Annotated in this window: 20 protein-coding genes; 10 read left to right on the top strand and 10 right to left on the bottom strand. The window is 58.9% G+C overall.

Annotation, left to right across the window (positions count from 1 at the left end; translation table 11 throughout):
• The 5 genes from KIT79_06610 to KIT79_06590 form a co-directional block, all read right to left on the bottom strand.
• Positions 1-279, bottom strand: a 279-nt coding sequence (locus tag KIT79_06610; GenBank protein MCW5828971.1) for a hypothetical protein, incomplete at its 3' end; no start/stop codon positions are given.
• Positions 276-3,092, bottom strand: a complete 2,817-nt coding sequence (locus tag KIT79_06605; protein MCW5828970.1) for a site-specific DNA-methyltransferase — start codon at positions 3,090-3,092, stop codon at positions 276-278. The genes KIT79_06605 and KIT79_06610, both read right to left, overlap by 4 nt.
• Before the next feature lie 36 nt (positions 3,093-3,128).
• Positions 3,129-4,931, bottom strand: coding sequence for an ATP-binding protein (locus KIT79_06600; GenBank protein ID MCW5828969.1), 1,803 nt, complete (start codon positions 4,929-4,931; stop codon positions 3,129-3,131).
• Positions 4,932-4,940: 9 nt separating this feature from the next.
• A complete protein-coding gene (locus KIT79_06595; GenBank protein MCW5828968.1) occupies positions 4,941-7,961 on the bottom strand; it encodes a DEAD/DEAH box helicase family protein in 3,021 nt (1,006 codons plus the stop codon).
• 798 nt (positions 7,962-8,759) lie between these two features.
• The gene (locus KIT79_06590; GenBank protein MCW5828967.1) at positions 8,760-9,011 is read right to left on the bottom strand and encodes a hypothetical protein; all 252 of its coding nucleotides are present in this window, start codon (positions 9,009-9,011) and stop codon (positions 8,760-8,762) included.
• A gap of 35 nt (positions 9,012-9,046) precedes the next feature.
• Between KIT79_06590 and KIT79_06585 the strand changes: the two genes are divergently transcribed.
• The 3 genes from KIT79_06585 to KIT79_06575 are packed head-to-tail and all read left to right on the top strand — an operon-like array spanning position 9,047 to position 11,573.
• Positions 9,047-9,700, top strand: coding sequence for a phosphatase PAP2 family protein (locus tag KIT79_06585; protein ID MCW5828966.1), 654 nt, complete (start codon positions 9,047-9,049; stop codon positions 9,698-9,700).
• Positions 9,688-10,839 carry a hypothetical protein gene (locus KIT79_06580; GenBank protein MCW5828965.1) on the top strand — a complete coding sequence of 384 codons (1,152 nt, stop codon included), beginning with the start codon at positions 9,688-9,690 and terminating at the stop codon, positions 10,837-10,839. The genes KIT79_06585 and KIT79_06580 overlap by 13 nt, the downstream gene beginning before the upstream one ends.
• The gene (locus KIT79_06575; GenBank protein MCW5828964.1) at positions 10,836-11,573 is read left to right on the top strand and encodes a 1-acyl-sn-glycerol-3-phosphate acyltransferase; all 738 of its coding nucleotides are present in this window, start codon (positions 10,836-10,838) and stop codon (positions 11,571-11,573) included. The genes KIT79_06580 and KIT79_06575 overlap by 4 nt, the downstream gene beginning before the upstream one ends.
• Before the next feature lie 64 nt (positions 11,574-11,637).
• Here KIT79_06575 and KIT79_06570 read toward each other — a convergent pair whose 3' ends face one another.
• The gene (locus KIT79_06570) at positions 11,638-13,209 is read right to left on the bottom strand and encodes a PQQ-dependent sugar dehydrogenase (GenBank protein MCW5828963.1); all 1,572 of its coding nucleotides are present in this window, start codon (positions 13,207-13,209) and stop codon (positions 11,638-11,640) included.
• Positions 13,210-13,406: 197 nt separating this feature from the next.
• On the opposite strand from KIT79_06570, the gene KIT79_06565 reads away from it, so the two are divergent.
• The 3 genes from KIT79_06565 to KIT79_06555 all read left to right on the top strand — a co-directional run bounded on the left by KIT79_06565 (position 13,407) and on the right by KIT79_06555 (position 16,912).
• Complete coding sequence (locus tag KIT79_06565) at positions 13,407-13,907, top strand: hypothetical protein (protein ID MCW5828962.1); 501 nt, start codon at positions 13,407-13,409, stop codon at positions 13,905-13,907.
• Positions 13,908-14,077: 170 nt separating this feature from the next.
• Positions 14,078-15,487 (top strand): HAMP domain-containing histidine kinase, encoded by a 1,410-nt coding sequence (locus KIT79_06560; GenBank protein ID MCW5828961.1) that lies wholly within the window; start codon positions 14,078-14,080, stop codon positions 15,485-15,487.
• Between the two features lie 6 nt (positions 15,488-15,493).
• Positions 15,494-16,912, top strand: a complete 1,419-nt coding sequence (locus tag KIT79_06555) for a HAMP domain-containing histidine kinase (protein ID MCW5828960.1) — start codon at positions 15,494-15,496, stop codon at positions 16,910-16,912.
• Positions 16,913-16,955: 43 nt separating this feature from the next.
• On the opposite strand, the gene KIT79_06550 is transcribed toward KIT79_06555, so the two are convergent.
• The gene (locus tag KIT79_06550; GenBank protein MCW5828959.1) at positions 16,956-17,753 is read right to left on the bottom strand and encodes a hypothetical protein; all 798 of its coding nucleotides are present in this window, start codon (positions 17,751-17,753) and stop codon (positions 16,956-16,958) included.
• 188 nt (positions 17,754-17,941) lie between these two features.
• Between KIT79_06550 and KIT79_06545 the strand changes: the two genes are divergently transcribed.
• The 3 genes from KIT79_06545 (at position 17,942) to mscL (ending at position 20,149) form a co-directional block, all read left to right on the top strand.
• Positions 17,942-18,610 (top strand): TetR/AcrR family transcriptional regulator, encoded by a 669-nt coding sequence (locus KIT79_06545; GenBank protein MCW5828958.1) that lies wholly within the window; start codon positions 17,942-17,944, stop codon positions 18,608-18,610.
• Positions 18,611-18,725: 115 nt separating this feature from the next.
• Entirely contained in the window at positions 18,726-19,595 is an 870-nt protein-coding gene (locus KIT79_06540; GenBank protein MCW5828957.1) for an OmpA family protein, read from the top strand.
• Positions 19,596-19,690: 95 nt separating this feature from the next.
• Complete coding sequence (gene mscL, locus KIT79_06535) at positions 19,691-20,149, top strand: large conductance mechanosensitive channel protein MscL (GenBank protein ID MCW5828956.1); 459 nt, start codon at positions 19,691-19,693, stop codon at positions 20,147-20,149.
• Positions 20,150-20,199: 50 nt separating this feature from the next.
• Here the strand turns inward: mscL and KIT79_06530 are convergent, their stop codons facing one another.
• A complete protein-coding gene (locus tag KIT79_06530; GenBank protein MCW5828955.1) occupies positions 20,200-21,588 on the bottom strand; it encodes a hypothetical protein in 1,389 nt (462 codons plus the stop codon).
• Between KIT79_06530 and KIT79_06525 the strand changes: the two genes are divergently transcribed.
• Entirely contained in the window at positions 21,587-22,957 is a 1,371-nt protein-coding gene (locus tag KIT79_06525; protein ID MCW5828954.1) for an adenylate/guanylate cyclase domain-containing protein, read from the top strand. The genes KIT79_06530 and KIT79_06525 overlap by 2 nt on opposite strands.
• Positions 22,958-23,187: 230 nt before the next feature.
• On the opposite strand, the gene KIT79_06520 is transcribed toward KIT79_06525, so the two are convergent.
• Positions 23,188-23,907 (bottom strand): hypothetical protein, encoded by a 720-nt coding sequence (locus KIT79_06520; GenBank protein ID MCW5828953.1) that lies wholly within the window; start codon positions 23,905-23,907, stop codon positions 23,188-23,190.
• 6 nt (positions 23,908-23,913) lie between these two features.
• Complete coding sequence (locus tag KIT79_06515) at positions 23,914-24,756, bottom strand: TetR/AcrR family transcriptional regulator (GenBank protein ID MCW5828952.1); 843 nt, start codon at positions 24,754-24,756, stop codon at positions 23,914-23,916.

The following is a 24,756-nucleotide window of genomic DNA, read 5'->3' as shown; positions in this document are numbered from 1 at the left end:
GCCAGGTTCCATAACGTCGTCCGGACTAAGCTTACCAACTGTTCGTATTATCTCTTTCTCAAGATCATCTATATTCGTGATCTCTTCCAGCTTCATCGTGTTATGACCGGCAGCTTGAATTGAGCCGATAATTTTCCCCCGGCCATCTTCGAATAGATCTTTTGATCTATCTATTGTCCCTGCTCGACGTTTTGCCGCATCATCTACACGTTCAGATTCGTGTTGAAGCGATTTCACTAACTGGTCGAATTCTTCCCATAATTTTTTAGAGCCCATCACTTCACCTCATACACCTTCAGTACTTCGTCGCCGTAGTGGTTGATCACCTTGATAGCGATCTTCTTCGTCTTGGGGGGATCGAAGGGCCGGCTCCTGGTTGAATAGAGCGCCGACCAGGCGGCTTCGTCGATCTCCGCCCGCATGGCGCGTTTGAGCTTGTCGTAGGGCTCCTGTGCCCCCGTGAAGTAGGCGTGCCGGACGAAGAAGCTCTCGCCATTGTAGTTGGTGTCGATAAACCAGCAGGCGATGTCGTCGGTCGAGCTGTTGCGGATCTGGCCTGTGGTCGGGTCGTAGACATCTACACCCTTGATCTCGACCGTGACGCGGCCGTCCTTGCCGGTCACGATCTTCACGTCCGGTTCGCCGAACACCATGAACAGGTTGCCGGTGCCCGTCTTCTTAAGCAGCTCTTCGCCCATGAGCAGATCGGGGTTCATACGGGCGAGCAGAATCTGGAGCTTGCCGTAGGGTTTGTGAGGCTCTTCGCCCGTCTGCGCCTCGAAGGCAAAGCCGCAAACGACCAGCAGGTCGAACCCGATTCCCTTGACGGCCTCAAGAGCCGCGTCCTTGATCAGTTCGCGATTTACGGTTCCGTACTGGGGCCCGACCGCCACCGCCACGCGGCGGGATTTGCCGTCCTTGTCGGTGTATTCGCCGGCACCCTGGATCCAGACGCCCGCGTGGGGCTCCAGCCGGTCGAACTTGAGCCGTTCCTCTTTCACGGTGTTCTGGACGCCGGCCTTCTTCAGGTTCTCCAGGATCATCACATGGAACTGGCCACCCATGTCGGACTTCTGGCCGTCGGTGACAGAGCGGGGCTGTTCCTCGTCGGTCGCCAGCACGCGGTGGGGCGAGAGGCTCTCGACCGTGAACGGGCCAGTCACGCGAACCCGCTTCTTGTCCTCTTCGGGCTGGTCGTAGAGCAGTTCCACGTCGGCGCGACGGGCAATGGAGGCGTCGATCTCCTGCTGTCGTTCCCGGCGCATCCGCCAGAACTCCTCGTGGAGCTTTTTCGCCTCGGACGGCCATGCTCCTTCGGCCTCTCGCGGGACTTCCCACTCTTCCCATTTCTTCTTGATGACAGTCCCGAGGGTTTTCCGCACCGGGTCGATCTTGACGGCCCATTTGTCCCAGATCGGGTCGATCTCTTCATTGTTCGCAATCGCCTTCAGCGTAACGTGCGGAACGCGCTTGTAGACAAACCCCTTGCGGATATCGTTCTCGGTCTTGTAGTCGGGCGGAACTTTGCCGGTGGCTTCAGCTTCCTTCTGGATGCCGTCTTTGGAGTCGGCCAAAAAGTAGTACGGGAACTTGGCGGCCATTAGGCGCGTTCGAGCGAGCGCCAGCGCCACCCGGCTCGTATCCATCGTGATCCACCGGCGGCCCCACTGTTCAGCGACATAGGCGGTGGTGCCACTACCGCAAGTTGGATCAACAACGAGATCACCCGGATCGGTGCTCATCAATAAACACCGTTCAATAACCTTTGCGGACGTTTCCACAACGTACTGTTTGTCGGACGCGAAACCGGCCACCACGGTATCTTGCCAAATATCACTCACAGGAAAAGCACGAAAATCATCAAAATACCGAACGTAATATAAACTCGTGTCCGTCGCTTCTAGACGTTCGGCCCTTAAGAGATTGCTCATCCCGCTTTCATTAGTTTTCCACCGGGCCTTTATGCTGGGTCGATATTCTTCCCCGTTAAGTTGGACTGGAAACCACGACGCAGCCCCCTCCCCCTTTTCGCGTCCCATACTTTGGCTCGTTAGATTGTCGAGGCGGTAGACTCGGGCGTGTGCGGGCAGGTCCACGCGACCAGATTTTTCGTCACTTTTGAACGTTCTACGGCTACCGTCTTGTGCAACAATTCGGTTATATGCCGACCCACCCAGTCCACCGACTTCCTTGACGTGGTAGAGGTTCCGGAACTTAAGACGCTCAGAGTTCTTCGCGTAAAAAAGAATGAAATCGATCGTTCCGGGCAAGTAGTCTTTGGTTGACCCGCTCGTCTTAACAAACGGAACCGTCGCGACATGGTTTTCGCTCCCGAATACTTCATCCAACAAACAACGAACGATATGAAGATTGGCATCACCGATTTGCACAAAGATCGTACCCGATTCGTTCAGTAACTCGTGCCCGACCACAAAGCGGTCGCGCAAATAAGAAAGGTACGAATGAATGCCGAGTTCCCAGGTATCCCGGAATGCGCGAATCTGTTCCGGTTGGCGGGTGACATCCTCACTTTTGCCATCATTTAGATCCCGCTTGCGCGTTGAAACTTGCCAGTTTGAACCGAACTTGATGCCGTACGGCGGGTCCATGAAGATCGTCTGGACCTTGCCCTTGAGCCCTTCCTTTTCGGCCAGCGATGTCATCACGAGTAGTGAATCGCCCAGGATCATGCGGTTCGTCCAGTTCTGCTCGTGCTGGTAGAACTCGATCAGGTCTTCAAAGGCGATCCCGTTGAAGTCGCTGAACAGAGACGCCTGCGCCGGCCCGCCCGTTCTGGCGGAACTGCGGAAATCCTCGATCAGCGCCTGCGGATGGATCTTCTCCTGTATGTAAACCGGCACCACCGGCACTTCGAGGTCCTTGGCGTCCTGCTCGTCCTTCCCCTTCCAGACCAACTGCGGATCCAGCGACGGATCGCGCGGGTAGAGCATGGACTTCGGAGCCTTCTCGTCGTCCTTGATGAAATCCTTCAGCTCCTCCGTCGGGATGTTCGCCCGCTTGTCCTTGTGACGTACGGACTCGATCGGTAGAGACGGAGAGGATGAGGATATTGGGGTCTTCTTGGGAGGCATTAACTGTGTGATCCTTAAATTTGAGCGCGTAGGAAACTACTGGCCGAGTAATTCTAAGATTGTTTCAAAGCGGTTCCGAGCTCCCTGAAGCAGGTGTTCATAGGAAACTAGATGGTTCCCAGCCTTCGCTTGTTTTTCCTTCACGGCAAGAACAGCGGGATCGTATTGCCGACCAATCACGTAGGTCTCAAAGATTATGCCAGGTCTGTGGGCCGCAATAATCCCTTCGTACGTCATGGCTTGGGTAATATGTTCTGGTCTGATCTTTTCCTTGGGGCGTTTGAATTCAAGAACAACGGCTTGTCGCCCTTCATCTCTTGAACGACATACGATATCCGGGCGAATATCTGCGTAGTCCTTATAATTTTCGTCAACTTTTTTATCCAAAACAGTTTTTAGTGGTTTGTCAGAACTCCAAAGCTCCAAACCCTGCCGAACTAGCCAAAGGTTATTCTCAACGAGTTTATGCAAATCTATTTCTTCCGCCGTGTCGTCGGAGATCAAATCTTCAAGCCGCTTTATGATGCTGATCTGATCCTTGACATGCTCAACAACCCCATTGACCTGCTGTAAGCCCCACTCTCTTATCATCTCCGACAATATTGCGACATCTTTCGTGTCGGCCTTCACGATAGCACTTATCAACTCACGCAAGACGTTCGACTCGTAATATTTCAATATCCAATCGATCAGCTCTGAGGCTTGGTCTTGGTCAACGCTTTTGAGTTTAGAAAATACTGTTCGAGCAACACGCTCTGCGGTTGATTTAACATGGGCCGGAAGTTTGTTCAGTCTCGCTTCATATTCAGGATTTTTTAAAACAACTGATTCACGCTTTTTTTCTTCGGCGTCTTCGATCGCTCTGAATATTCTTATTAAAAACTCCCGAACCCACTCCTCAAACTTCTGGACGACCGGAGAATCCTCCAAGAACCCATCTCGACTAGTATTGATGACATCATGTGCGCGATTTTCTCCATCCTCGGGATCAAGAAAATCAGCGTTGATTTCACCGTAAATCCGGTTCGTGGAAAAGAACCAATGTTTCGTCGTGTCAATGCCGAAAAGATTTGGCTCCTTAACCAAACGACCCCGCACCCGGACGGCCATACCAAAATTCGGTAGTCGGTTCCCTGCGATTACATAGAAACCATGTACTCTCCCGACGCTCGGAATTTCTTGGTCAAATGGTGTTCGCGTCCCTTCAAGAGCGTCAGCTGTACATTCCTTTTCGTTCACGTAGACACGAAAATCCGGGGTATTCGGCAAAACACGAAATAGGTGTCGGCGAATAGTAGCTTCATCGGGGACGGAGAGTTGAGAATTGGGATTATGAAGTTCGACAGATGTGCCATCCGCTGCATCCGTAGGCGCTGTCTCGATTACGACTTTCTGATCTGCAAGGGTTTTAAGATCGTCGAAATGATGCCGATCGAGAGTGACTGTGGACTTCATGCCTGTGCGAACTGATATCAATCGGAGTTGAGATGACACACCAAAGCCCGCGAGCTTACCGATCCCCTTACTCCCAATAACTAATCTAGGCCTACCTGATTTGGTGCCTGATGTTCGTTGCCCCAACGTGCGCCGATCCCGCCCGATAAAAAGATAGGACTTTTCGATCTGATCGGCGGTCATTCCTTCGCCATTATCAGTGACCTTAATGACCGAACCTCCCTCCAACTGTACTGGAACGTGTATTCGCACTTCGGTGGCGTCGGCGTCATATGAATTGGCTGCCAATTCAGCCAAGCATTTTTTGAGACTCTCGTATGCTGCGAGGCCGAGATGGTCAAATATCCTCGGCGATACTTGGATAGTGGTTTCTTTGGTGCTCATCGTAATCTCTTACGCGGCGACTCCAGCGCCTTGGTACCGTTGCAGGAATTCTCTGATTTCGGTCTTCGCATTCCAAGGATCCCTGATTTCAATGAACCCCCAACGCCCAAACCCGTCGTGATTGTTGACCGCGGGTATCCAGAGGTCGCGGGCGGTGGCGACCTTCTGCTCCTTGTCCTTCTTGTTCTGGCCGGTGACCTCGACAATCAGGTTGAGCGGCTCTATGCCGGCCTCGTCACGGATACGGACGATGAAGTCCGGAACGTAGTTCTTCTCCTGACCGTTTATCAGGTAGGGTATCGTGAAGTTGAGCCCCTGGTTCTTCACGTAGGAGACCACCTCGTCCATCGTCTCCAGTGACTGGGCCATCTTCTGCTCCCAGCCGCTGTCGGCCGACACATGCGAGACGTGGCACTTGGCGGGATCGGTCGTCCAGACCTCTTTGGACGTATCGAAATCGACGATTGCCGTGCTGCCCACCGTGTCGAAAGGCTTCAGGCGCGGAACGATCCGCTTTTCTCCGTCAGCCGACCGGACGATTGCCCCGTAGATCTTGTCCGAGGCTTCGTGCGCAAGCTGGATCAGCAGGAGCAGTTGCGGAAAGGTGTCGTCCTTGAGCTGGAGACACTGCTCCATCCACTGCCGCGCGATCCGGAGCACCTGCGGGAAGAGCCACGCCTGGACGGACGAGTCGAACCGGTGCTCGGCCGGGCGGTCCTTCTGGATCTCGCCGTCCTGCCGGAAATATTTCTCAAGCACCAGCTTGGCCAGCAGGAAGGCGACCTCCTGTTCGCGGCGGGACTTCAGATCTTCCTGCGTGTGAACGCTTCCCTCGCCGACGATGGGCTGTACTTCCGTGAACGACGGCACATCCTGCGTCGAGACGGACATTCGGGCCTTTTCGTCGAATCGGGCCGTGAGTTTTTCTCCGGGCAGGTCGTACCGGTAGCCTTCAAGACGGGGGAACGTGATCTCGCATTGCTCACGCCGGTCCTCGATGGCGTGAACCCGCGTGCGCTTCAGCATCAGGGAGAGTGCCGGTTTCGCCACCGTCGGGATGAACGAGAACGGGACGCCGTAGACTTCGGCGTATTCAGGCTCGAACTTGCCTTCGGTGTTCTCCGCATAGCTCATCCGGCGGAGTCCGCGGCCCACCACCTGCTCGCACAGAAGCTGTGTGCTGAACGCCCGCACGCCCAGGATATGGGTGACGGTGTTGGTGTCCCAGCCTTCCGTGAGCATGGATACCGACACCACGCACCGGACTTTCTCGCCCAGTTTGCCAGGCTTGCCGACCGTGTTCATCACCTCGCGGAGGATGTCGCCGTCGGTCACATCTTCGGCGTTCTGGTGATGCCGTCTCGCGTACTCGTGCTTGAAATCCTCGATCTCACGGGCCGCTAGCTTCTTGAAATCGTCCTTCAGCGGTTCGCCCGATTCGAGCTGGCTGCTGTCCACGAGAATCGTGTTCTGATGACCGCCCGGCTGGCCGTCTTTCGTATTACTGAATAGCGGTAGTGCGCCGTCTGCCCAGATCGGCGAGCCAGCGGGAGTCGTTTTTCCGGTGTCCCAGCCAGAGATGTAGTCGTAGACCAGTTTTGAAATGGCCGTATTCGCACAGACGACGATAAATACAGGCGGCGTGCGCCCCGCAAGCTGCGCCTGTTTATCCTGCTCCCACGTCTCGTAATACTTCTTATAGTGGTCGTAGAGGCTCCGGATCGCACCCTCCAGTCCCATGGGCAGCTCGGGCGCGCCTTTCCGTTCGGTTTCGGCACGGCCTTTCTTCGGGAGCAGCTGGTTTTCCCGGATGTGGAGCCAGAGGTCGCGATAGGTGGGCTGTTCGCCGACCATGGAATCGTCGGCGACCGGCACACGAGGGATCTTCACAATCCCGCTCTCGATGGCGTCGATGAGCGAAAAATCAGACACTACCCACGGGAACAGCGTGCCTTCCGGATAACCGGATCCGCGCAGGAAAAACGGGGTCGCCGACAGGTCGTAGACAGCCCGAACGCCCAACTTCTGTTTCACCGCCTCCAGGCCGCTGATCCAGATACGGGCCGCTTCGGCCCGTTCTTCGGCATCCCTGCGGTCTTCGCCAGACAGGGCCTCTTCGGCGACCGCGACATTCTCCCGGTAACAGTGGTGTGCCTCGTCATTGATGACGATGAGATTCTTCTTGTTCCCCAGCTCCCTGCAAACGCGGCGAACCATCTGGGCAGGCGTCTCAGTAAACGCTTCTGACTTGAGGATTGCCTTGCCCAGTTTCGAGACATCGCCGATCTCGCGCCGTTTAAAGGTGTGATAGTTGGTAATGACGATTTTGGCTTTCTGGAGCTGAGCCCGGTCTTCCGGCTGGCAGATATCCCGTTCACGGTAGTAGTTGTCCGGTTCACTGGGCAGCAGCACCCGAAGCCGATCCCGGATCGTGATACCCGGCGCGACAAGCAGGAAGGCGTCGGAGAACCGTGCATCCTGGGAATTGGTGATCTTGTTCAACGCCTGCCAGGCAATGAGCATCGCCATGACGACCGTTTTGCCGCTGCCAGTCGCCATCTTGAACGCGATCCGGAAGAGGAGCGGGTTAGCCTCTTCGCTTGCGTGCCGAAGCTCGTTCTCGATCCAGGGATCGTACTTGCTGGCGACTTCGGTGATGTAGATGGCGGTTTCAAGCGCTTCGATCTGGCAGAAGAAGAGCCGCTTGGAGCGCTCGGGATCGTTCCAGTATTCGAGCAGCCGGGCCGTGGTCCGGGTTACGCCGATGTATCCGCCCTGGCGCCATTTGTAGATCTGCGGGCGAATCCGGTTGACGAGCTTGTTCTCCTCTATCCGGTCGGCAGTCCACTGGGTATCGAGCGAGAGCTGTTTCTTGCCCCTCTTGGGCTGGGGGATCGGAACAAAATAGGTACTGTTCCGGCGGCCGTCGACGATCTCGTTCGTGATACCTTCGTCGGTAAAACGGAAATGCCGGTCGGGCTCCTTGAACGGGGAGTTCAGGATAGGATTTTCAATAACAGCCTGTTTCACGGACCCTGCGCTCCCCCTTTGCATTAAATAGCTGCGCTCTGGTTTGGCACCAATTCTTTAGTGAACTTGGGCGAGTATCAACTGGTTTCCGCAACGACTTTTTGGCTACGAAAATACCCAAAAGGCCATGGTAAGCCACGGTCGTGACAGAATATGTCACTCGGTGGCCGGTATCCGCTTTTATTCGGGCTGGGGAAGTCCCACATGAGATATTACGCCCCGTGATTTTCCCGGAAACTGACCCGTGCCGATTGATGTCGCCGCCAGAGCCGAACCGCAGCCGACATTCCCCGTTGCCAGCGACGACTTTTGCCACGTCCAGTTACGAAACCAAAGGCTACTGAGTACTGGACCTTGGCCGAAATCCAAACCAGACCATCGTCGTGCCGCAGTTTATCGGCTCCAAAGCAGGGGTAATTTTCAGGCCACACTACCCACCAACCGGGATTTTCGCCGCGCCTTGCTTCACTGCCAACCCGTTGATATCCAGAGCCTTTTGCCGACGAACAGATTCAAGCGTCCAAGGTGGTCCATGAAAAACGCCCTTTGCGCTCCAACCTGACCCTCACGGAGCGATCACCCGGCACTCACCCAAGCCCCCACCATGTAACTATTCATTTCTCTTTGGAAAAAGAAGAATAGTTAGGGGTTGGTGGGGGCTTTTTGACTCTTCCACTGGCAGGACCCGGTAGTTCTAACGGTGCAGAAAGCCCTCGGACACAACGGTATCCTTTTCAGGGACACTGTTGTGAAAAGGGTTGCGAGGTTGCGTTTGAGCTAACCGGTGGAAATGACGAATCAGGCTGCGTTGTCAGCGGTCACCAGAAACTCCCTGATAAGCGCATCGGTTTCGTTGAGTTCGGCGGCATGGTCAAGGCAGAAGGTTCCAAGGTCGTCACCCGCTGCCCGCCAATCACCGTCTTTGTTGCCTTCGGCAATCATGTCGAACGGGAACACCAGGGAATATCCGACGGCTCCGTTCCTCACAAACAGGTTAGGACGCAGTTCACAGGAAATCCGGCCCAGGGCCTTTGGACTGGCGCTTTCCACGATTGTTTTCCTCCGATTTCGGTTACGCTGGACTCATGCCCGCTGGAAAGGACATATCAGCGATGGCCGCCGGTTCCCGGTTCAGTCCGGAGTTCCTGTTCTGGGCGGCATCTGTTGGCGTCGTGTTCGTGACTGGATATCTCGGCATTCCCCGGATACTCGGCGAACGGGACGGTTACGATCTGTCGATTGGCGTCGAATCGTTTATTCCCTATGCGGGATGGGCGGCGATTCCCTACACGCTGGGATATGTGATCATTCTCGGTCCCGCAATTCCGTTCCATGAGATGCACTTCGTCCGCCGGGGGGCTGCCGCCTATCTTCTGGCGATGGCTATCTGTTTCTCGCTGTTTTATCTGGTGCCCGTGCGGTGCATTCCGCCACCCGCCACGGGTCCGATTGACGGTTTCCTGCTCCCGAGACTTCCGTGGCTGGACGACCGGGGCTGGAACGCCTTCCCGTCGCTGCATGTCGCCATGGCGACGCTGGCCTGCCTTTCGCTGCTGAAAGTGTCGCACTGGGTGTCACTCGCCGCGTTGCTGATCTGGACGCTAGTGTTCGCCAGCACGCTGCTGCTCAAGCGGCATTTCCTGGTCGACGGGCTGGCCGGTGCGGGACTCGCCCTGACCATTCACTTCCGGGTCGTCGAGCCGGAGTTCCGCCGCCGGGGTGTCGTGTGGGCCCTCTAGCCGCCGTGATCCTGCTCGCCGCCGTAGCCAACGGAGAAGGCCCATCCATGAATCCCGCCGATTTTACCCGCACCCGGATATTCGATCATGTGTCGGCAGAAATGGCCGCTCCCGGTCCATGGAAGATACGCACCCGGAGCCCTGACGGGTGGACCGATATCGATGTGGACACGTTCGAGGTCCCCGGCCGCAAGCCGGCAGCGTACGATCTGCATTTTCGCGCAGGCGGCCTGGGCCCGGCCGGGAGCGAAATCCCCCCGGGTGCCAGATGGCGTGTCGTGGCCGGTTCCGGCGGCGACCGCCGGGAAGGCTTTCTCGTCGAAGGCGAAAGCGTCCAGAGCGCTTACCGGCTCGAAGCCGGGGCGATGCACGGTCCTGTCTTCGGACTGGATTTCCCCGGCGGCTCCGGGTTCTTCAGCAATCTCCGGATGACCGGCGTGAGCCTGAATATAATCGACGCATTGAAACTGCAGTTTGACGCCCGGTTGTTCGGTCTTGTCAAGGTGTACCGCGACGAGGGTGATTTCCGGTGGCAAGTGAAATCGCTCGAGACCGGTTCGCAGTGTGCGCTGCGCCGCTCGGATGCATCGGTGAGGGCGTTGGTGCGTTATGTCGATCCACATCCGCAGAATATGCTCGTGTGCGGAAACACCATCTTGCAGAAAGTGGAACTGGCGATTCCGCAACTGATCATGCAGCTCGGAGCCGATGTCACGCTGCGTAACGGTTTCGATCTGCCGCAAGGTACGGAAATGCTTCTGCCCGGTGGCAGATCGCTCCGCCCGGCCGTCCGGGTGGAGGAAGAACTTCCTTACGACTGGATCCTGCTGGCAAATCCGGCCGGTGCGATCCTGCATTGGCTCGAACTTCCTGGTCCGGCGGTGCATCTGCGGCCGATGCTGTATGTCCATACGGACAGCGGACGAGCCATTGCCGGTTACCGGATCAGGCAGATCGACAAGAACTGGAGCGAGGCGGCCGGCGGGGCCGGAACGGTATCGCTGGTCCAGAACCTGGCGGTTCTGGGTGGTCCGGACTGGTACGAGGCACTCCGGAAGCCGGAGTTCGCCGCGGCTCTCGCCCGGTCGCTGGATGAACAGCCGTCCCCGTGGACGGTCCGGCTGGAGACGCTGCCATGAGCAGGCCCCATTCACCGGCAAAAACCGTCCGTACGCTTCAGAGAATGTCGGTCATCGCCGGCGTCACGGCCGGTGTCGGCGCTGTGGCGAGCGTTTTTTTCGCGGCCGGCAAGACGCCGGAATGGGGTTATGAGCATCTGAGCCGCCTGTGGTCCGGCGGAGTGCTCCGGGGCTGCGGGATCAATGCGTCGGCACGCGGGCTTGAGCATGTACATCCGGACACACCCGCCGTGTACGTCTCCAATCACGGCAGCGAGTGGGACTGGTACCTGTTTACGCATTTTGTGCGGCTGGACTGGCGGGCCGTGATCCGGGCTGACTTGCGAAAATTCCCTCTTGGCGGGTATTTCTCGGCGAAAACGGGACAGCTCTTTCTGCCGCGCCGGGCCACGACGGCCGATCTGATCCGGCAGTGCCGGCCGCTCCTGGAACGTGGAACTTCAATTCTCATGTATCCGGAAGGGAAGCGGCCCACCGGGAAAATCCTGGGTGAATTCAGGCGCGGGGCGTTTGAACTGGCTGTCGCCTGCAATGTTCCGGTCGTTCCGGTAGCGGTTGTCGAGGAACATCCGGCACTCGGGCCCGGCGTTCTTGGCCGCAGGCTCGGTCACGAACCGGGCAGGGTGACGATTGTGGTGCTGCCGCCTGTCCATCCGGACGGGAATGACGCTGAAGCCGCCGGCCGCCTGATGACCAGCGCGCACCGGATGATCGAAGCGGAACTGACCGCCTAAGCCCGGAGTCCCCGGATAAGCAGTCCGGCGCCTGGCTTTCGCGTGCCTTTTATCTGCGTCTTGCCTATGGCCCTGGAACCGGCGGTATCAGGTACCGAAAAGCCGCCGGCAGCGTACGTGAGACGCCATTGGCGATTACCACGACGTCCACCAGATCCGCTGTTGGCTCCGTTTCCGCCGGTATGGTGCCGATGATACGGGTCGGGCTCACCCTGGTGATCGAAGCGGCTGCGCCACCGATGGTGACTGCCGTATTGGCGGCAGTTCCAAATCCCGATCCGCTGATGACAAACCGCGAGCCTCCCGTGGAAGGAGCCCGCCAGGGAAAGATATCGTGGACCTGGGGGCCGCCGGAATCCGCCGCCAGGGGAGCGGCCATCCGCAGTTTGCCGCCCAGATAGTCCGCTGAAAACAGGACACCGCCCGGTCCGGCCACGAGGCCAATGCCGGGCATCTCGCTGTTGACCAGCTCATGCGTCACGACTGACCGGCCATTTGCGGAAAGCCGTGCCCGGTAAAGTCCTTTCGTCCAGTGGACCAGCATGAGACTGCCCCGGAAGGCGCCGCCGAAGGTCTGTGCCCGGTATTCGTCGAGCCCGTTGGTGGTGGACGGGAACCAGGCGATCGCCTGTGTGAAGTCGCCCGTTTCTGCATCCGGTCCATAATAAACATTCTGGCGATCGTCATCGATGCCGCGATTACGGTTCGGGTGGCCGTAGTAGTGGCCGGCTTCCAGAAGGTTCAGTTCGTCCGGGGCAGACTCCCCGATAGGGGCGGACGTGCCGGGCCCCGTGGAAACATCCCCCTCGGCGCCGCTTGGGCCGTTGGGACCGTTGTCGGTGGCGTATAGCAGGCCCGCCGTGGTCAGTACGAGATCGAACGGGTTGCGAAGACCGGCGGCGAAAACCCCGACGTATGCGGGCTCGGCCAGTTCGACAATGTCGCCATCAACCTGGTCGTTGTTGGGAGTGCCACCGTCACGCTCGACGTAGGTAATTTCGCCGTCGAAATCCGGATCGGACAGCCGTGCCTTCAGGACAGCACCCGACAGGGGGGATTCAGGCAGTCCGCCCTGGGCACAATGGGGAACTCCAGCATTCGTTTGCCCGCCCTGGGCGATCAGCAGGTCGCCGTCGTTGTCGAACAGGAGATTGTTCACTCCGTGTCCGCCGGGTGAGGATGGCAGGCCGGTGATGACTGGCGTGAGCGTATCGAAGTCCGGTCCCGTGAGCATCGAAACCCGGCCGGCATACTCGTGGGTGATCACCGGGCATGGTGCGCCGGTAAAAAGACGGCTGTGGGACACATAGATGGTCGTCGTACCGGGTGGATCGAACGGGTTTCCCGCAATCCCCAGGATATACCGGTCGTCCAGCCCTGCCAGCGTCGCAATGGCCTGTTTGCCGGTGATCCGGTAATCGTCATCGAAGCTGTAGGCGTAAATCGTGCCGCCAAGGGTCGCGACGTAGAGCCGTCCATCCGAACCCCAGTCGGCCTGTGTCGGCGTAGCCAGTTCGTCCATAATGCCGGTCACGAAGCCGGTAGCGTTGTCCACGGGATGGCCGGATGATCCGCACCCGGTGGGAAGTCCAGTGATAAGGGCTGTCGCCAGTAATCCGAGCAGCAGATGTTTCATTTCGCTCCTGGTCTCATGGCAGCATGGCCGCTGGCTGCCCGTGGGGAGAGCTGTATATCCCACGCAGCGGGATTTCCACTAAAAGGGTCTGCCGGGTTGCAGGTTTTCACGGCTTCGGTTATGGCTGATCCCTTCGCGGATGTGTCTGAACTCAAGGTTCCAGCCGCACAACACAAACTACAGGGGAATTCCATATAATGAAGCGTTCCATTGCACTTTTCGTAGCGATCATTTCTGTCGGGACTATCATGGGTTGCGGCAGCAACCGTGCGGCCGTAGAGGATGAGCCCCATCCCCTCGCTGTCTTTTTGTCCGGTGCTACCGCTGCGACCGGGACATCCTACTGGGAGAGTGCCGGGACCAGTTCGATTGCCCTGAAGATCGCGTTGTATGGTGATGGCGATGCCCAGGTGATCGTGTCGGGTTCACTTTATGACAGCACCAACTTGGAACGGGGCGGCGCTTACGACGGAACCTACGAATTCACGGGTGAGGACAGTATCGATGTGGTCCTTGATGGCGAGAGCGGCGATGTCACGCTCGAAATCACCGACATGTCCTATAATGAAGGCACGGAGAGCTGGGACATTACGGTCTACTACGACGGGATACCCGGCGGTGAGTCGCAGGACTACGTCATGTCGCTTGTGGACTGCAATATCGGAGATGCAAGCACCGAGAGCCCGGGCTGTAACTGACGAGTAGTGCTCGTAACGGCAAGAAAAACGCCAGAGCTATGAAAGCTCTGGCGTTTTTCTTCTTGGGGTCCACGCCTCTTTATAAACAATCTTGCCGGAACACAGTGGACATACCGGTTCCTTTACGTGTTTAGCTGGCGCGAGGCTGCTTTCCCGGTTATCAGTCTGGCATGCCCGAAAAGCCGTCAGCTTCATCAGGTGCAGTTGACTCCCTGATCCAGCGGATTGGTAATCCGCTGGAGTGGAGCCCTGCCGGCAAGGCGGCGCTTGCCTGCGGGACCTGTCTCGGTCTTGCGTTCTCCTGGGCGGTATATTTTTACTGGCTTGTCGAGGATTCGTCCCGGGCTCCGTACATGGAACCTCAGGCGGCGTTATTTGCGAGAAATCTCCAGAACGCATTCGTTGTGATATGGGCCGTATTCCTGGGCATTTGCCTGGCGGCGCGGTCTGACAGGCTCCGGATTCTTGGCCAGCCGCTGGTATACCTGACGGCCCAGCTTTTCACCGTGCATACCATGCTGGTTGGACATGCCTTCGGGCTGTTCACTGCGCCCTATGGGGTTCTTTTCGGTGTGTGTGGAATGCTGCTGGGCGTGCTCCTCATGGGCGTCAGGCCAGTGAGTTATGGCGTGCTGACGGGGGTCGCGATCCAGGTCCTGTCGACCATCGGCAGCCAGAACGGCTGGTTCCCCTATGCTCCGTTATTGCGTGGAACTCCGGTCATTAATGAACGCCTCCCGGTTTCCTGGCTCGTCCTGACAGGTAGCTGGGTGACGATTTGCCAGGTTGCGACGATGGTGGTCGGCCTCTACATCCTGTCCCAGTGGAGAGGCCGGCAGGAACGGCTTGAGGCTGCATACGTGCTGCTGCGTGAGCAGAAAACCCAGCTGGTCAGGGCCGAATCGCTTGCGGCGGTCGGTTCACTGGTATCGGGAGCGGCCAGGGAGTTGCAGCGTCCGCTCGATTTCGCCCGGACGAGTTTCCAGAAGCTCCGGACAGATATCGCCGCATCAGATGCTCCCGAATCCCAGAAATCGGAAGCGCTGCGGATTGTCGAGATGTCGCTGAAAGGGCATGAGCGTGCAGCGGATATTGCTGGCAGGCTGAACTCGATCGCAGAAGCGCTTGCTCCGGGGGGTGAAAGCCATCCACTGGATGCGGTCATGAACCTTATCCGGAGCGACTACCCGCAATCTGTATTTCAGGTATCGCCGCAGGCAGCTTCGGTACCAGTCAATGAACGGCTGGTTGCAACGGTTCTCCGGAATCTTCTGAAGAACGCAGTTGCCGCAGGTGGGGACACGCCGCCGAGGGTTGTGGCGTCGCTGGCGGATCGCTTCCTGGATATCAGGGTCAGTGATTCGGGGAGAGGAATCCCGGAGGCGATGCAAAGCGAGGTGTTCAAGCCGTTTTTTACCGGACAGAAGGCTGGTGAGGGACACGGATTGGGGCTTGGACTGTACATCGTTCATGAACTGGTCCATCGGGCCGGGGGGACCATCGATCTGCAAAGCCAGGCAGGCCGCGGCACTTCGGTTTCAATACTGCTTCCCGTAGATGGAGCACCGCATGGGATGTGACGGGTGATGAGTGGTGTTTCGAAAGCCGCTTTCAGCGGGAAGTCGTTTCTTGATGGGGTTAGCCAGAAGTTCAGCAACCTGCTGGAGTGGAGCCTCGGGGACCGGACGGCGCTGGCTTCGGTGATCTGTCTCGGTCTTTCGGGTGCGCACGGGTTGATGTTCAAATGGTTGCTGGCTGATCCCTTGCGGGCACCATATCTTGAACCGGCTGCGGCACATGTCGCCGACCAGATCGAGATGGGGTTCATTGCCGGATGGGCAGTTCTGGCGATGATCTGTTTTGCGGTGCGCAAGGTGAAATCTCTCGAAACAGTGATGATGCATACAGTCATTCAGCTATGCACCGTTCATACCATGCTGGCGGCACACGGTTTCGGGCTGTTCACCACTCCCTATGCGGTCTTGTTTGGAATATCAGGAGTGCTCCTGGGCGGGCTGCTGTTTGGAATCCGTCCGGTTGTTTATGCGGTTGTTACGGGCGTCTCATTCCAGGCGATTTCCATTGCGGGTTCGCAGTTTGGGTGGTTCCCGTACGCTCCGCTAATGCGGGACGATCTGGTGATTGACGGAAGGCTTCACTCTTCCTGGCTGTTGTTCACGGGAAGTTGGGTAACGGTGTTCCAGCTCAGTATGTTCGTCTTTGCGATATATCTGGTCGAACAGTGGCGAAAGCGGGAGGAGCAGTTGAAAGCGGCATACGCACTCCTTCGGGAACAGAAGGACCAGTTGGTGCGTGCCGAGTCGCTGGCAGCGATGGGTTCGCTGGTAACGGGTGCCGCCCATGAGCTCCGGAACCCGCTTTCATCCAGCGGGGCCTTGTTCCAGATGCTGAAGGAGGATGTCGAGCAGTCGGGTGCCACGGCTTCCCAGAAGCGGGAAGTCCTGCAAAGCATTGATAGTTGCCTGTCAGGGCAGGCGAGGGCGGCGAATATTGCCAGCCGTTTGTATCTTTTGGCCGACCTGCTGGCTCCTGAAGACTCGTCGCGGCCGTTGTCCACTATCCTCGACACGATCCGGTCCGAGTATCCCGGTATTGCTGTTCATACGGAGGCGGGCGTGGACCAGGCTCCCGTCAATGAGCGGATGACACTCACCATGCTCCGGAACCTGCTGGATAATGCCCGTGGAGCAGGCGGCGCACAGGAACCCAGGCTCGCGGCATCATTACATGGCCATTCGCTCCGGCTGAAGATTTCAGATACGGGCCGGGGCATTCCAAAGGCACTCCAGGCAGAGATCTTCAAGCCATTCATTACGGGTGAGGGGGCTAGCGGGAATGTCGGCCTGGGTCTGTACGTGGTAAACGAACTTGTGCACCGGGCTGGAGGAAGTATCGGTCTCGACAGTGAGGAGGGGCGCGGTACAACCGTAACGGTGGATATCCCCCTTGGCAGTGCGGCTGGCCAGGAGGAACTCGCGGCGTAGCAGCCATTGCTGGCAGGAGTCTGTGGCCGCTTGCTTGCCCGGTTTAGTCTGCTGCTAGAAACCGCCCGGACCGGTAGAACTCCCTCACATCGCCAAGGGGCATTTCCCACAGCTCCTCGACCTTGAGCGGTATGTGGAACGGATCCTTCCTGCCGCGCTCCAGCCACTCGACGGCAAGCGAGAGAGCCTCGGGGAAATCCTGCCCGCGCTTGTAGGCGACGTGCATGAGAAGCACGCCAACACCCATGAACCCATGAGAGCCGGCTCCCTGGCGGCCTTTTCCCTGAAGCGTAGCATCCGCCATCGCCTGACCGGCCGACCATGCATTGATCCTGACTTCCCCCATGATCTCGGCGTCGCAGCCCAGTATGGCGTGCATTACATCGTGCAGCTTGTAGGCCCGCCGGATGACCCATTCGCTGAAGTTCCGGGGCTGCCGGATTTTTACCATGCTTTGCAGCTGCTGGATGCCGTTGTCCGACATGAACCGGGCGTAGGTTCGTCCCAGGGTGCCGTCGGGGAGCTTCTCCAGACGGGCAAGATCGACCGGCGGATCGTACCGCTCCTTGTACATTGACCACAGGGCGGGGTGCGCCTTTGAGGCCACCTCAGCGTCGCTCACGGGATTTCTGGACAGGGTGGTATTGATGAGCGCATTGATCCCCTGCTCGATGTCGGAGTTCCACGGGTTGTCGATGGTGACGAGCAGGTTCTTCGCTGACAGGAGCCGGTCCATGATCCCGTCTGGCAGCATGCTGCTGCGCGAGAACAGCATCTCGCGGTATTTGCCGAGATCACTGAACAGGCCGCCCTTTCTTGATGGCTTGCTGTAAACGCTCATGAACGCTCCTTCGACCGGGGTTGTAATGCTCCTGCACAGCCTCCGCTTCGCTATTTATAAGGATATACGGCCGTTCGCCCGGAACTACTCGCATTCGTTTTCATGCCTTGAAGGGCTCCTTTTGCCCATTTCAGGGAAATGGGCTCCTGAAAATTGAGCAAATGCTCGAATATGGATAGACTGACTGCATGAACCGGAAACGCACCCGGAAAAGGGCCGGGAGGCCGGCCGTGACGCCTGCCCGCCGGGCGCCGGTGCAGAACCGCTCGCGGGAGACTGTCCGGGCGGTAATCCAGGCGGCTGCCGAAGTGCTGCTCGCCGAAGGCTATGAACGGACCACGACGAACCGGATCGCTGAACGGGCGGGTATCAGCATCGGCTCGCTCTATCACTATTTCCCCAACAAGGAATCGGTCATCGAGGCGATGACAGACCATGCGATTTCCGAGACTACCGGCTATTTCGTCCTTCACGGCGCTCCGCTCCTGTCCAGGACTTCCCTGGAGGAAACCGTCCACGGACTTGTCGAGACGGCGGTGGCGGCTATCGAGCATAACCGGGTGTACGCACGGGCAATCCTCACCGGGGTTCCCATGATCGAGCAGGCGGCCGTCGCACGGCAGATCGAAACCCGTATTCTGGTGGCGGTCAGCCAGCTCGGCTGGCGGGAGATAGACGCGAGGCAGCCGGAATCCAGACGCCGGGCACGGTTTTTCCTCCTGCTAAGCATGGCTGCCGTGGCGGTCATACGGATCGCGCTGAACCGCCCGGCGGACGTCTCCCGGGAGGAACTGGTTAGCGAACTGGCGGGGATGGTATACGCGCAGTTGAAGGACGGGAGCCATACGGTTGAGTAAACCGGTTGTGTAATGATATTGGTCATGGCGGGGCTGGTCTGCCCTGAGGGATGCTACGGGCGTTTGGCCGGGGATGTGGACTGGCTGACAAAACTACTAAACGATGGAGACAAACTTGAAAAAACTTCTGTTCACTTTGGTCTTGTCGGTATTTGCCGCGGGATGTGCTGATCTTGGAGCGGGGAAATACGAAAACTACCGCGGCACCCTGAATGAGCGCGGGATGCGCCGCTGCAGGTATTGGGATGAATGCGGCAGTGGCTGGGGAAGAAGGCAGGCGGAGAAGGCTCCTGCCCAGGATACGGCAAGGTCCGAGCCTGCCGTCAAGGCACCGGTGGCTGCTGCCGCCAAGACGCAGGGTTCGGCTGAGGGCAAGGTGACGTCTGCTGATGGATCGCCGCTTTCGGCCTCCCTTGCCTTCGAGCAGAACGGGAAAACCGTCAGGAATGTTTCTGCCAGGGATGCTGCCTACAGCGAGGAACTGCCTGAGGGAAACTACCATGTCCGTGCGGCCGCCAAGGATCATGAGCCGCAAGTGAAGGACGTGAAAGTCGCTGCTGGTAAAAAGACAGTGACGGATTTCACGCTGTTGCCAAGCAGCAAGGCCCTGGCACGGGTGGAAGGCAACCGGATCGTGATCCTTCAGCCGGTCTACTTCGCAACCAGTAAGGCCGACATCCTGGCGAAGTCATATGACCTTCTGAACGATGTCGCCCGGGTACTGGTGGACAACCCGCAGATCACGAAGGTCGAGGTGGCTGGCCATACGGATACGGTCGGCGACGCTGCCGCGAACCAGCGGCTTTCCGCGGCCCGTGCCGATTCGGTCAAGGCGTATCTCGTGCAAAAGGGTGTGGCGGGTGGCCGCCTTTCGCCGGTTGGTTACGGGGAGGAAAGGCCGGTTGTTACCCCCGACGATACCCCGGACAAGCAGGCACAGAACCGCCGGGTCGAGTTTCTGGTTCTCGAACCCGCCCAGAACTGATAGATTGATACCGTACGGAAAACCCCGGCCCAGCAAGCTGGGGTTTTTCCAGTTCAAAACGCACCATAAGCAGTGCAAGGAGACATTCCGTGTCGATAGCGAAAGAGTTCCGTGATTTTGCAATCCGGGGGAACGTGATCGATCTGGCCGTCGGTGTGATTATCGGCGGCGTGTTCGGAAAGATCGTGACCTCCGCCGTCAATGACGTGCTGATGCCACCGGTCGGCGCGCTGGTCGGACGGGTCAACTTCAGCGACCTGTTCATCAGCCTGTCGGGTGGTGATTTCAAGTCGCTGGCCGACGCCAAGGCGGCGGGTGCGGCGACCATCAACTACGGCCTGTTCATGAACACGGTGATCGATTTCACGATCACGGCGTTCGTGATGTTCATGATCATCAAGCAGTTCAACCGGGTGAAAACCGAACTGGCACGGAAGGAAGCTCCCGCGGCCCCGGCGGCTCCAACGGAAAAGGAATGCCCGCACTGCTTCTCGAAAATCCATATCAAGGCGACCCGCTGCCCGCACTGCACGAGCGAGATGAAAGCCGCCTAGGGCTTCGCTCCGTTTCGCTTTTGCCGCCGGACATCCGGCGGTGATGTGCGTTAGCCCTCGATGCCGAGGTGCTTCCTCACGCCGGCATCCGAGCCGACGCGCCAGATGATGCCGTCCAGGTAGTAGTGCTGCAGCGACCAGCCGACGAGAAACGAGGCGAAGAGGGCCTGGCCGACGGCGGGATATCCCGGCCGGTCCATCGCGCCGTCGAGCCCGGCGCCGATGTCCGACTGGAGAAAGTCGATCCACGGCCCCCGGAACAGCGCGAACGTGAAGACAAGGCCGGTCAGGGCATAGACAGCCGGATGCGAGAAAATCCGCCGGGCGAGCCCGTACGGGTTTTCCGGCCTCTGGCGTTTCCCGCGTGGCGGCGGGCCGCCTGCCGCCGAATGGTATTTCTTCCGGGCATAGCTCCAGACGATCCGGTGATACTGGAGGTTGTGCCCGGCGGTGACGAGCGGGATGGTGAACAGGGCGAGCACCGGGTGCGAGAGGGCGGCCGCGTGCAGCGGTACGGTGGCGAGAAGCAGCATCAGCTTGGGGCCATTGACCGTCTGGCTGCGCCGGTAGCGCATGATCTGGTACCCGGCATAGGCGGCCGTCCCGGCTGCGAGCAGAATCCATGAGAGCGGGCGGATGATCCGGGCGACGGAAAGGCCCCCGACGAAAGCCGTGTTCAGGCCGAGATCAGGGAAACCGCCCGTCGGCGGCGGGTACCACGGCGCCGTGAGGAACAGCGCCACGGGGAGATACATCGCCAGGTTGAAATACCAGGCGTCGGCCCGGTCCCCGGCGGGGTCGAAATCGCCGGCCTTCCGCTTGTAGAGCCTGAAAAACCCCCAGTGCTGGCGCACGACATGGTAGTAGGCCCACAACCGGAACAGGAAGTAGAAGACCGGCGTTCCGGCGAGCGCGAGGCGGGGCGCTCCGGCGGCGGCCCCCGCGAGCCACAGGCCCAGGATCGTCACCGGTCCCGCGAGGAAGAACAGGAACGACTTCCACAGTACCGGGCCGCGGGTTGCACGCTCGGTGGGGTCCATCACGGTCCGGCCAAGCGTCCCCCACAGGTGCGGCCCATCGAGCACGAACGCCCAGCTCCACAGGACGATCACGGTCAGCGTGACCGGGATATCCAGTCCGCCTGCGCGGAATGTGAAAACGGGATCGGTCTCCGGGTTTTCGAGGCCGCTTCCGAGCCATAGGATGAGCGCCGCGTACAGCCACCCGGCGGCGGCCGAGCCGATATACCAGACGAGATCGGACGTGCGGCTGTCGATCCACGCAAAGCGGACCGGCGACGGGTCCGGCGTTTCAGGGGCGGTGCGGGTCATGGATGTAATGACAAGGATGGCCGTTCCCCAAGGCGGGAGTCCAAGCCTGCCGGTTCCTTCCGGACCGGCGGCCGGATATCCTTCCCCTGCCGCACGAAGGGGAAGCATGTCCGAAGCCTCAAAGAACGGGCCCGGCCATTTGGGCCGTCTGGTGGACCGGATCGGTATACCGCTCGACTGGAGCCAGGCCGACCGGTGCTGGCCGGTGGCCTTGATCCTGACCGGCTGGTGGGCATTCGGCCGGTTCATCCTGCTCAATGCCATACCCGGCCTCCGGGTGATGGAGCTGTCCGAAGCCGATCAGGCTGTGATCCAGACCGCCCGGTTCTGGACAGGGCTGTTCGTGGGGATATGGGGCCTGCTGGCCGTGGCCAGCTTTGCCTTGCGGAACCGGTTTCCCGAAAGCCGCCTCTGGGCGCATCTGGTTTGCCAGGTGTGGGGGTTCACGTTCGCCGTCCATTGCTACGCCTTCGGTCCCACGACGAGCCTCATGCTCGGTTTCGTGTCGGTGACGGGGGCCATCGGTGGTGTGCTTGTGCTGGGCTGGTTCCCGACACTGCTCGGCATGAGCACGTTCGTGGGGATCGGGATTCTCCTGGAAACCGCCGCGTGGAACGGGATGATTCCTTACGCGCCGTTCTTCAACGTGGTGGCGGTCCGCGACGGCAAGCTCCTGCTGAACTGGCTGCTGGTGAGCTGGCCGCTCTCGATATTCATGACGCTGCTCACGATGGTCCTGTTCGGCTACTTCTTCCACCACTGGCGGAGCCGCGAGGAGGAACTGGCCGAGGCCCACGTCCTGCTCCGCGCCTCCAACACCCGGATGGAGGAGGCGGCCCATCTCATCCGCCGCTACGTGCCCAGGCAGCTTGCTGAGCGGATCTTCTCCGGCGACCTTGAGCACGAAGGCAAGTGGGAGCGGCGCAAGCTCACGCTGTTCTTCTCTGACATCAAGGGGTTCACCGACGCCAGCGACGAGCTGGAGGCCGAGGACCTCTCCCGCGTGCTGAACGAATACCTTTACGAAATGTCGGCCATCGCCGAGCGGTACGGCGCGACGCTGGACAAGTTCGTGGGCGATGCGATCATGATCTTCTTCGGCGCGCCGGCGGCCACCGACGACCGCGACCATGCGCTCCGGTGCGTCCGCATGGCGCTGGAGATGCAGGCCCGCATGGGGGAACTGGCCCGCAAGTGGTCGGACGAGGGGATCGAAAACCCGTTCCAGATCCGGATCGGCATCAATACCGGTGTCGCCACCGTGGGGAACTTCGGCTCCGAGGGGCGCATGGACTACACGGCGATCGGCAGGCAGGTGAACCTCGCCGCCCGCCTTGAGTCCAGCTGCACTCCCGGCAGGATCCTGATGAGCCACTCCACCTGGGCGCTGGTGAAGGACGAGATTGAGTGTCAGCCCCAAGGTGAAATCACCGTCAAGGGCATCCACCATCCGGTCAAGACGTACGAGGCGGGGTAGGGCTAATTGCCATCCCCTGAAGTGGAGCCATTGGTGCTGGAAGGCGGCGAGGGCGGCGGCTTAGGTACCAATTGTCCGCCCGCATTTGGGTCTACAGCCACAGACTGAATAAATTCTGAATCGATTTTTGCACCGGGCTGCCCCGTAAGTGACTTTTGCAGTGTTTCAGCCGAGAATGATTCGTCCAGACGTTTGCCAGGCATAATAATCTCCATTCGTGAGGATAATTGTTACCGATGATGCTGCTCATTGCAAAAACTGCTGAAGAATTCCTTTAAAATTTTCCAGAAAGATTTGGGCAGAGGGGGAATTACGGCCTTAGGAACTACAGACTGGATTTCATTTATATCGGTAATTCTAATTAGAACAGAATCCACAAACGTCAGTTTCTGAGGGGGCTGATTGGGTTGAGATATCAGTACTACGTAAACGTCCTTAAGTAAAATGAAAGAATCATCCTTTGTGTCGGGGGCACTAAACAGTACGCCAAAGTATTTGAAACCATCCATGCTGACGATTACGCCGCGATTGATGTTTTCCTGGAAAAATCGAAACGCGACTGAAGGATACCAATCGCGGCCAGTAAAATACTTGATAAGAGAGTCTATTAATGGTTTTTTTCGCAAATAGCCCCATACATTTCCAAGCAAAAATGTGGCAACTAGAATGACGAGATAAAAATAGCTTGTGGAATCATTGATTACCTCAGTCCAGTCGACCGTTCCGTTTTTCGTCGCATTGGTGACACTAGAAACTACGTTCTCTCTGAATGGGAAATACGGGATCATGATTGCAAGTGCCCATATCATTGCACTGTACAAGATTATTTCGAATGTCTTTTCGAATTGGGGGACATTCTCTCGAAGCAGATGGATATCCTTCGATTGTGCAAAAATGTATCCTGGCACGAGCATCAAGACGAAGAAGCCAAGATTAATCGGATTGTCCACGGTTTCCTACCTCCCCAGCGCGGCGATCATGCGGATCATGAGCCGCTGGGCCTCCTCCAGCTCGGCGCGGGTGCTGGCGGGCGACAGGTTCAGGTCGAGGGCGATGGCGAAGACGGCGACGAGCTGGGCGCGGATGTATTTCGGGTCCACCTCACGGCCGACGGCGGCCTCGTAGGCCGGCTGGATCGTGGCGGTGAGGCCGTCGAGTATCTTCCGGTAGCGGCCTTCGAGCGGCGAGCCCGGCCGGAGGGCCTCGGTGAGCAGCACCCGGATCAGGCGGCCCGCGAAGCTGAATCCCCCGATGCAGACACGCACGGCCCGCTTGAGTTTCACCTGCGGGGGGGCTTCCGAACGGGCGGCTTCGGCGAACAGTTCGCCCCAGACCTCCATGACGAGATCGAACAGGTCGTCCAGCACGTCCCCCTTGTCGCTGAAGAACTGGTAAAAGGTGCGGCGGGCGACATCAGAGGCCTCCAGGATGCCGTCAATGCTGGTCGCGTCGTAGCCCTTCTCGCCGAACTCGGCCGCCGCGCCGCGCAGGATGCGGCCGTAGCTCTGGTTCACCCCCATGCTTTCCGACATGCGGACCACGTAGTCGAACGACCGGTCGCGGCTGAAACCGGAGGCAGGGCGGGGCGTGATCTCCTCGCCGGGGAGAATCAGCGCCCGGAACACCTCGGGGCTGAGTGTGCGGAACTGCCGGACGAAGGCGGTGGTCTGGCGCTTGAGCAGCGCGAGCGACTCGGCGCTCGTGCCGGCGCGGTCGGGCTGCGGTCGGGTGCCGGGCTTGCGGCGGCGTCCGCGCCGGGAACCGGCGGGCGTTGTCCGGGTGGAAGCGGCGCGGGGCAT

Source organism: Deltaproteobacteria bacterium (assembly GCA_026129095.1).
Classification (GTDB): domain Bacteria; phylum JAGRBM01; class JAGRBM01; order JAGRBM01; family JAHCIT01; genus JAHCIT01.
The sequence above is the reverse complement of the archived record's forward strand: the minus strand, read 5'-3'. Positions and strand labels throughout refer to the sequence as shown.

Excerpts from the sequence above, each read along its gene's own strand:
- KIT79_06605 (MCW5828970.1), bottom strand. The coding sequence starts at position 3,092 with ATGCCTCCCAAGAAGACCCCAATATCCTCATCCTCTCCGTCTCTACCG.
- KIT79_06600 (MCW5828969.1), bottom strand. The coding sequence starts at position 4,931 with ATGAGCACCAAAGAAACCACTATCCAAGTATCGCCGAGGATATTTGAC.
- KIT79_06585 (MCW5828966.1), top strand. The coding sequence starts at position 9,047 with ATGCCCGCTGGAAAGGACATATCAGCGATGGCCGCCGGTTCCCGGTTC.
- KIT79_06575 (MCW5828964.1), top strand. The coding sequence starts at position 10,836 with ATGAGCAGGCCCCATTCACCGGCAAAAACCGTCCGTACGCTTCAGAGA.
- KIT79_06570 (MCW5828963.1), bottom strand. The coding sequence starts at position 13,209 with ATGAAACATCTGCTGCTCGGATTACTGGCGACAGCCCTTATCACTGGA.
- KIT79_06565 (MCW5828962.1), top strand. The coding sequence starts at position 13,407 with ATGAAGCGTTCCATTGCACTTTTCGTAGCGATCATTTCTGTCGGGACT.
- KIT79_06560 (MCW5828961.1), top strand. The coding sequence starts at position 14,078 with ATGCCCGAAAAGCCGTCAGCTTCATCAGGTGCAGTTGACTCCCTGATC.
- KIT79_06555 (MCW5828960.1), top strand. The coding sequence starts at position 15,494 with ATGAGTGGTGTTTCGAAAGCCGCTTTCAGCGGGAAGTCGTTTCTTGAT.
- KIT79_06550 (MCW5828959.1), bottom strand. The coding sequence starts at position 17,753 with ATGAGCGTTTACAGCAAGCCATCAAGAAAGGGCGGCCTGTTCAGTGAT.
- KIT79_06545 (MCW5828958.1), top strand. The coding sequence starts at position 17,942 with ATGAACCGGAAACGCACCCGGAAAAGGGCCGGGAGGCCGGCCGTGACG.
- KIT79_06525 (MCW5828954.1), top strand. The coding sequence starts at position 21,587 with ATGTCCGAAGCCTCAAAGAACGGGCCCGGCCATTTGGGCCGTCTGGTG.
- KIT79_06530 (MCW5828955.1), bottom strand. The coding sequence starts at position 21,588 with ATGCTTCCCCTTCGTGCGGCAGGGGAAGGATATCCGGCCGCCGGTCCG.
- KIT79_06515 (MCW5828952.1), bottom strand. The coding sequence starts at position 24,756 with ATGCCCCGCGCCGCTTCCACCCGGACAACGCCCGCCGGTTCCCGGCGC.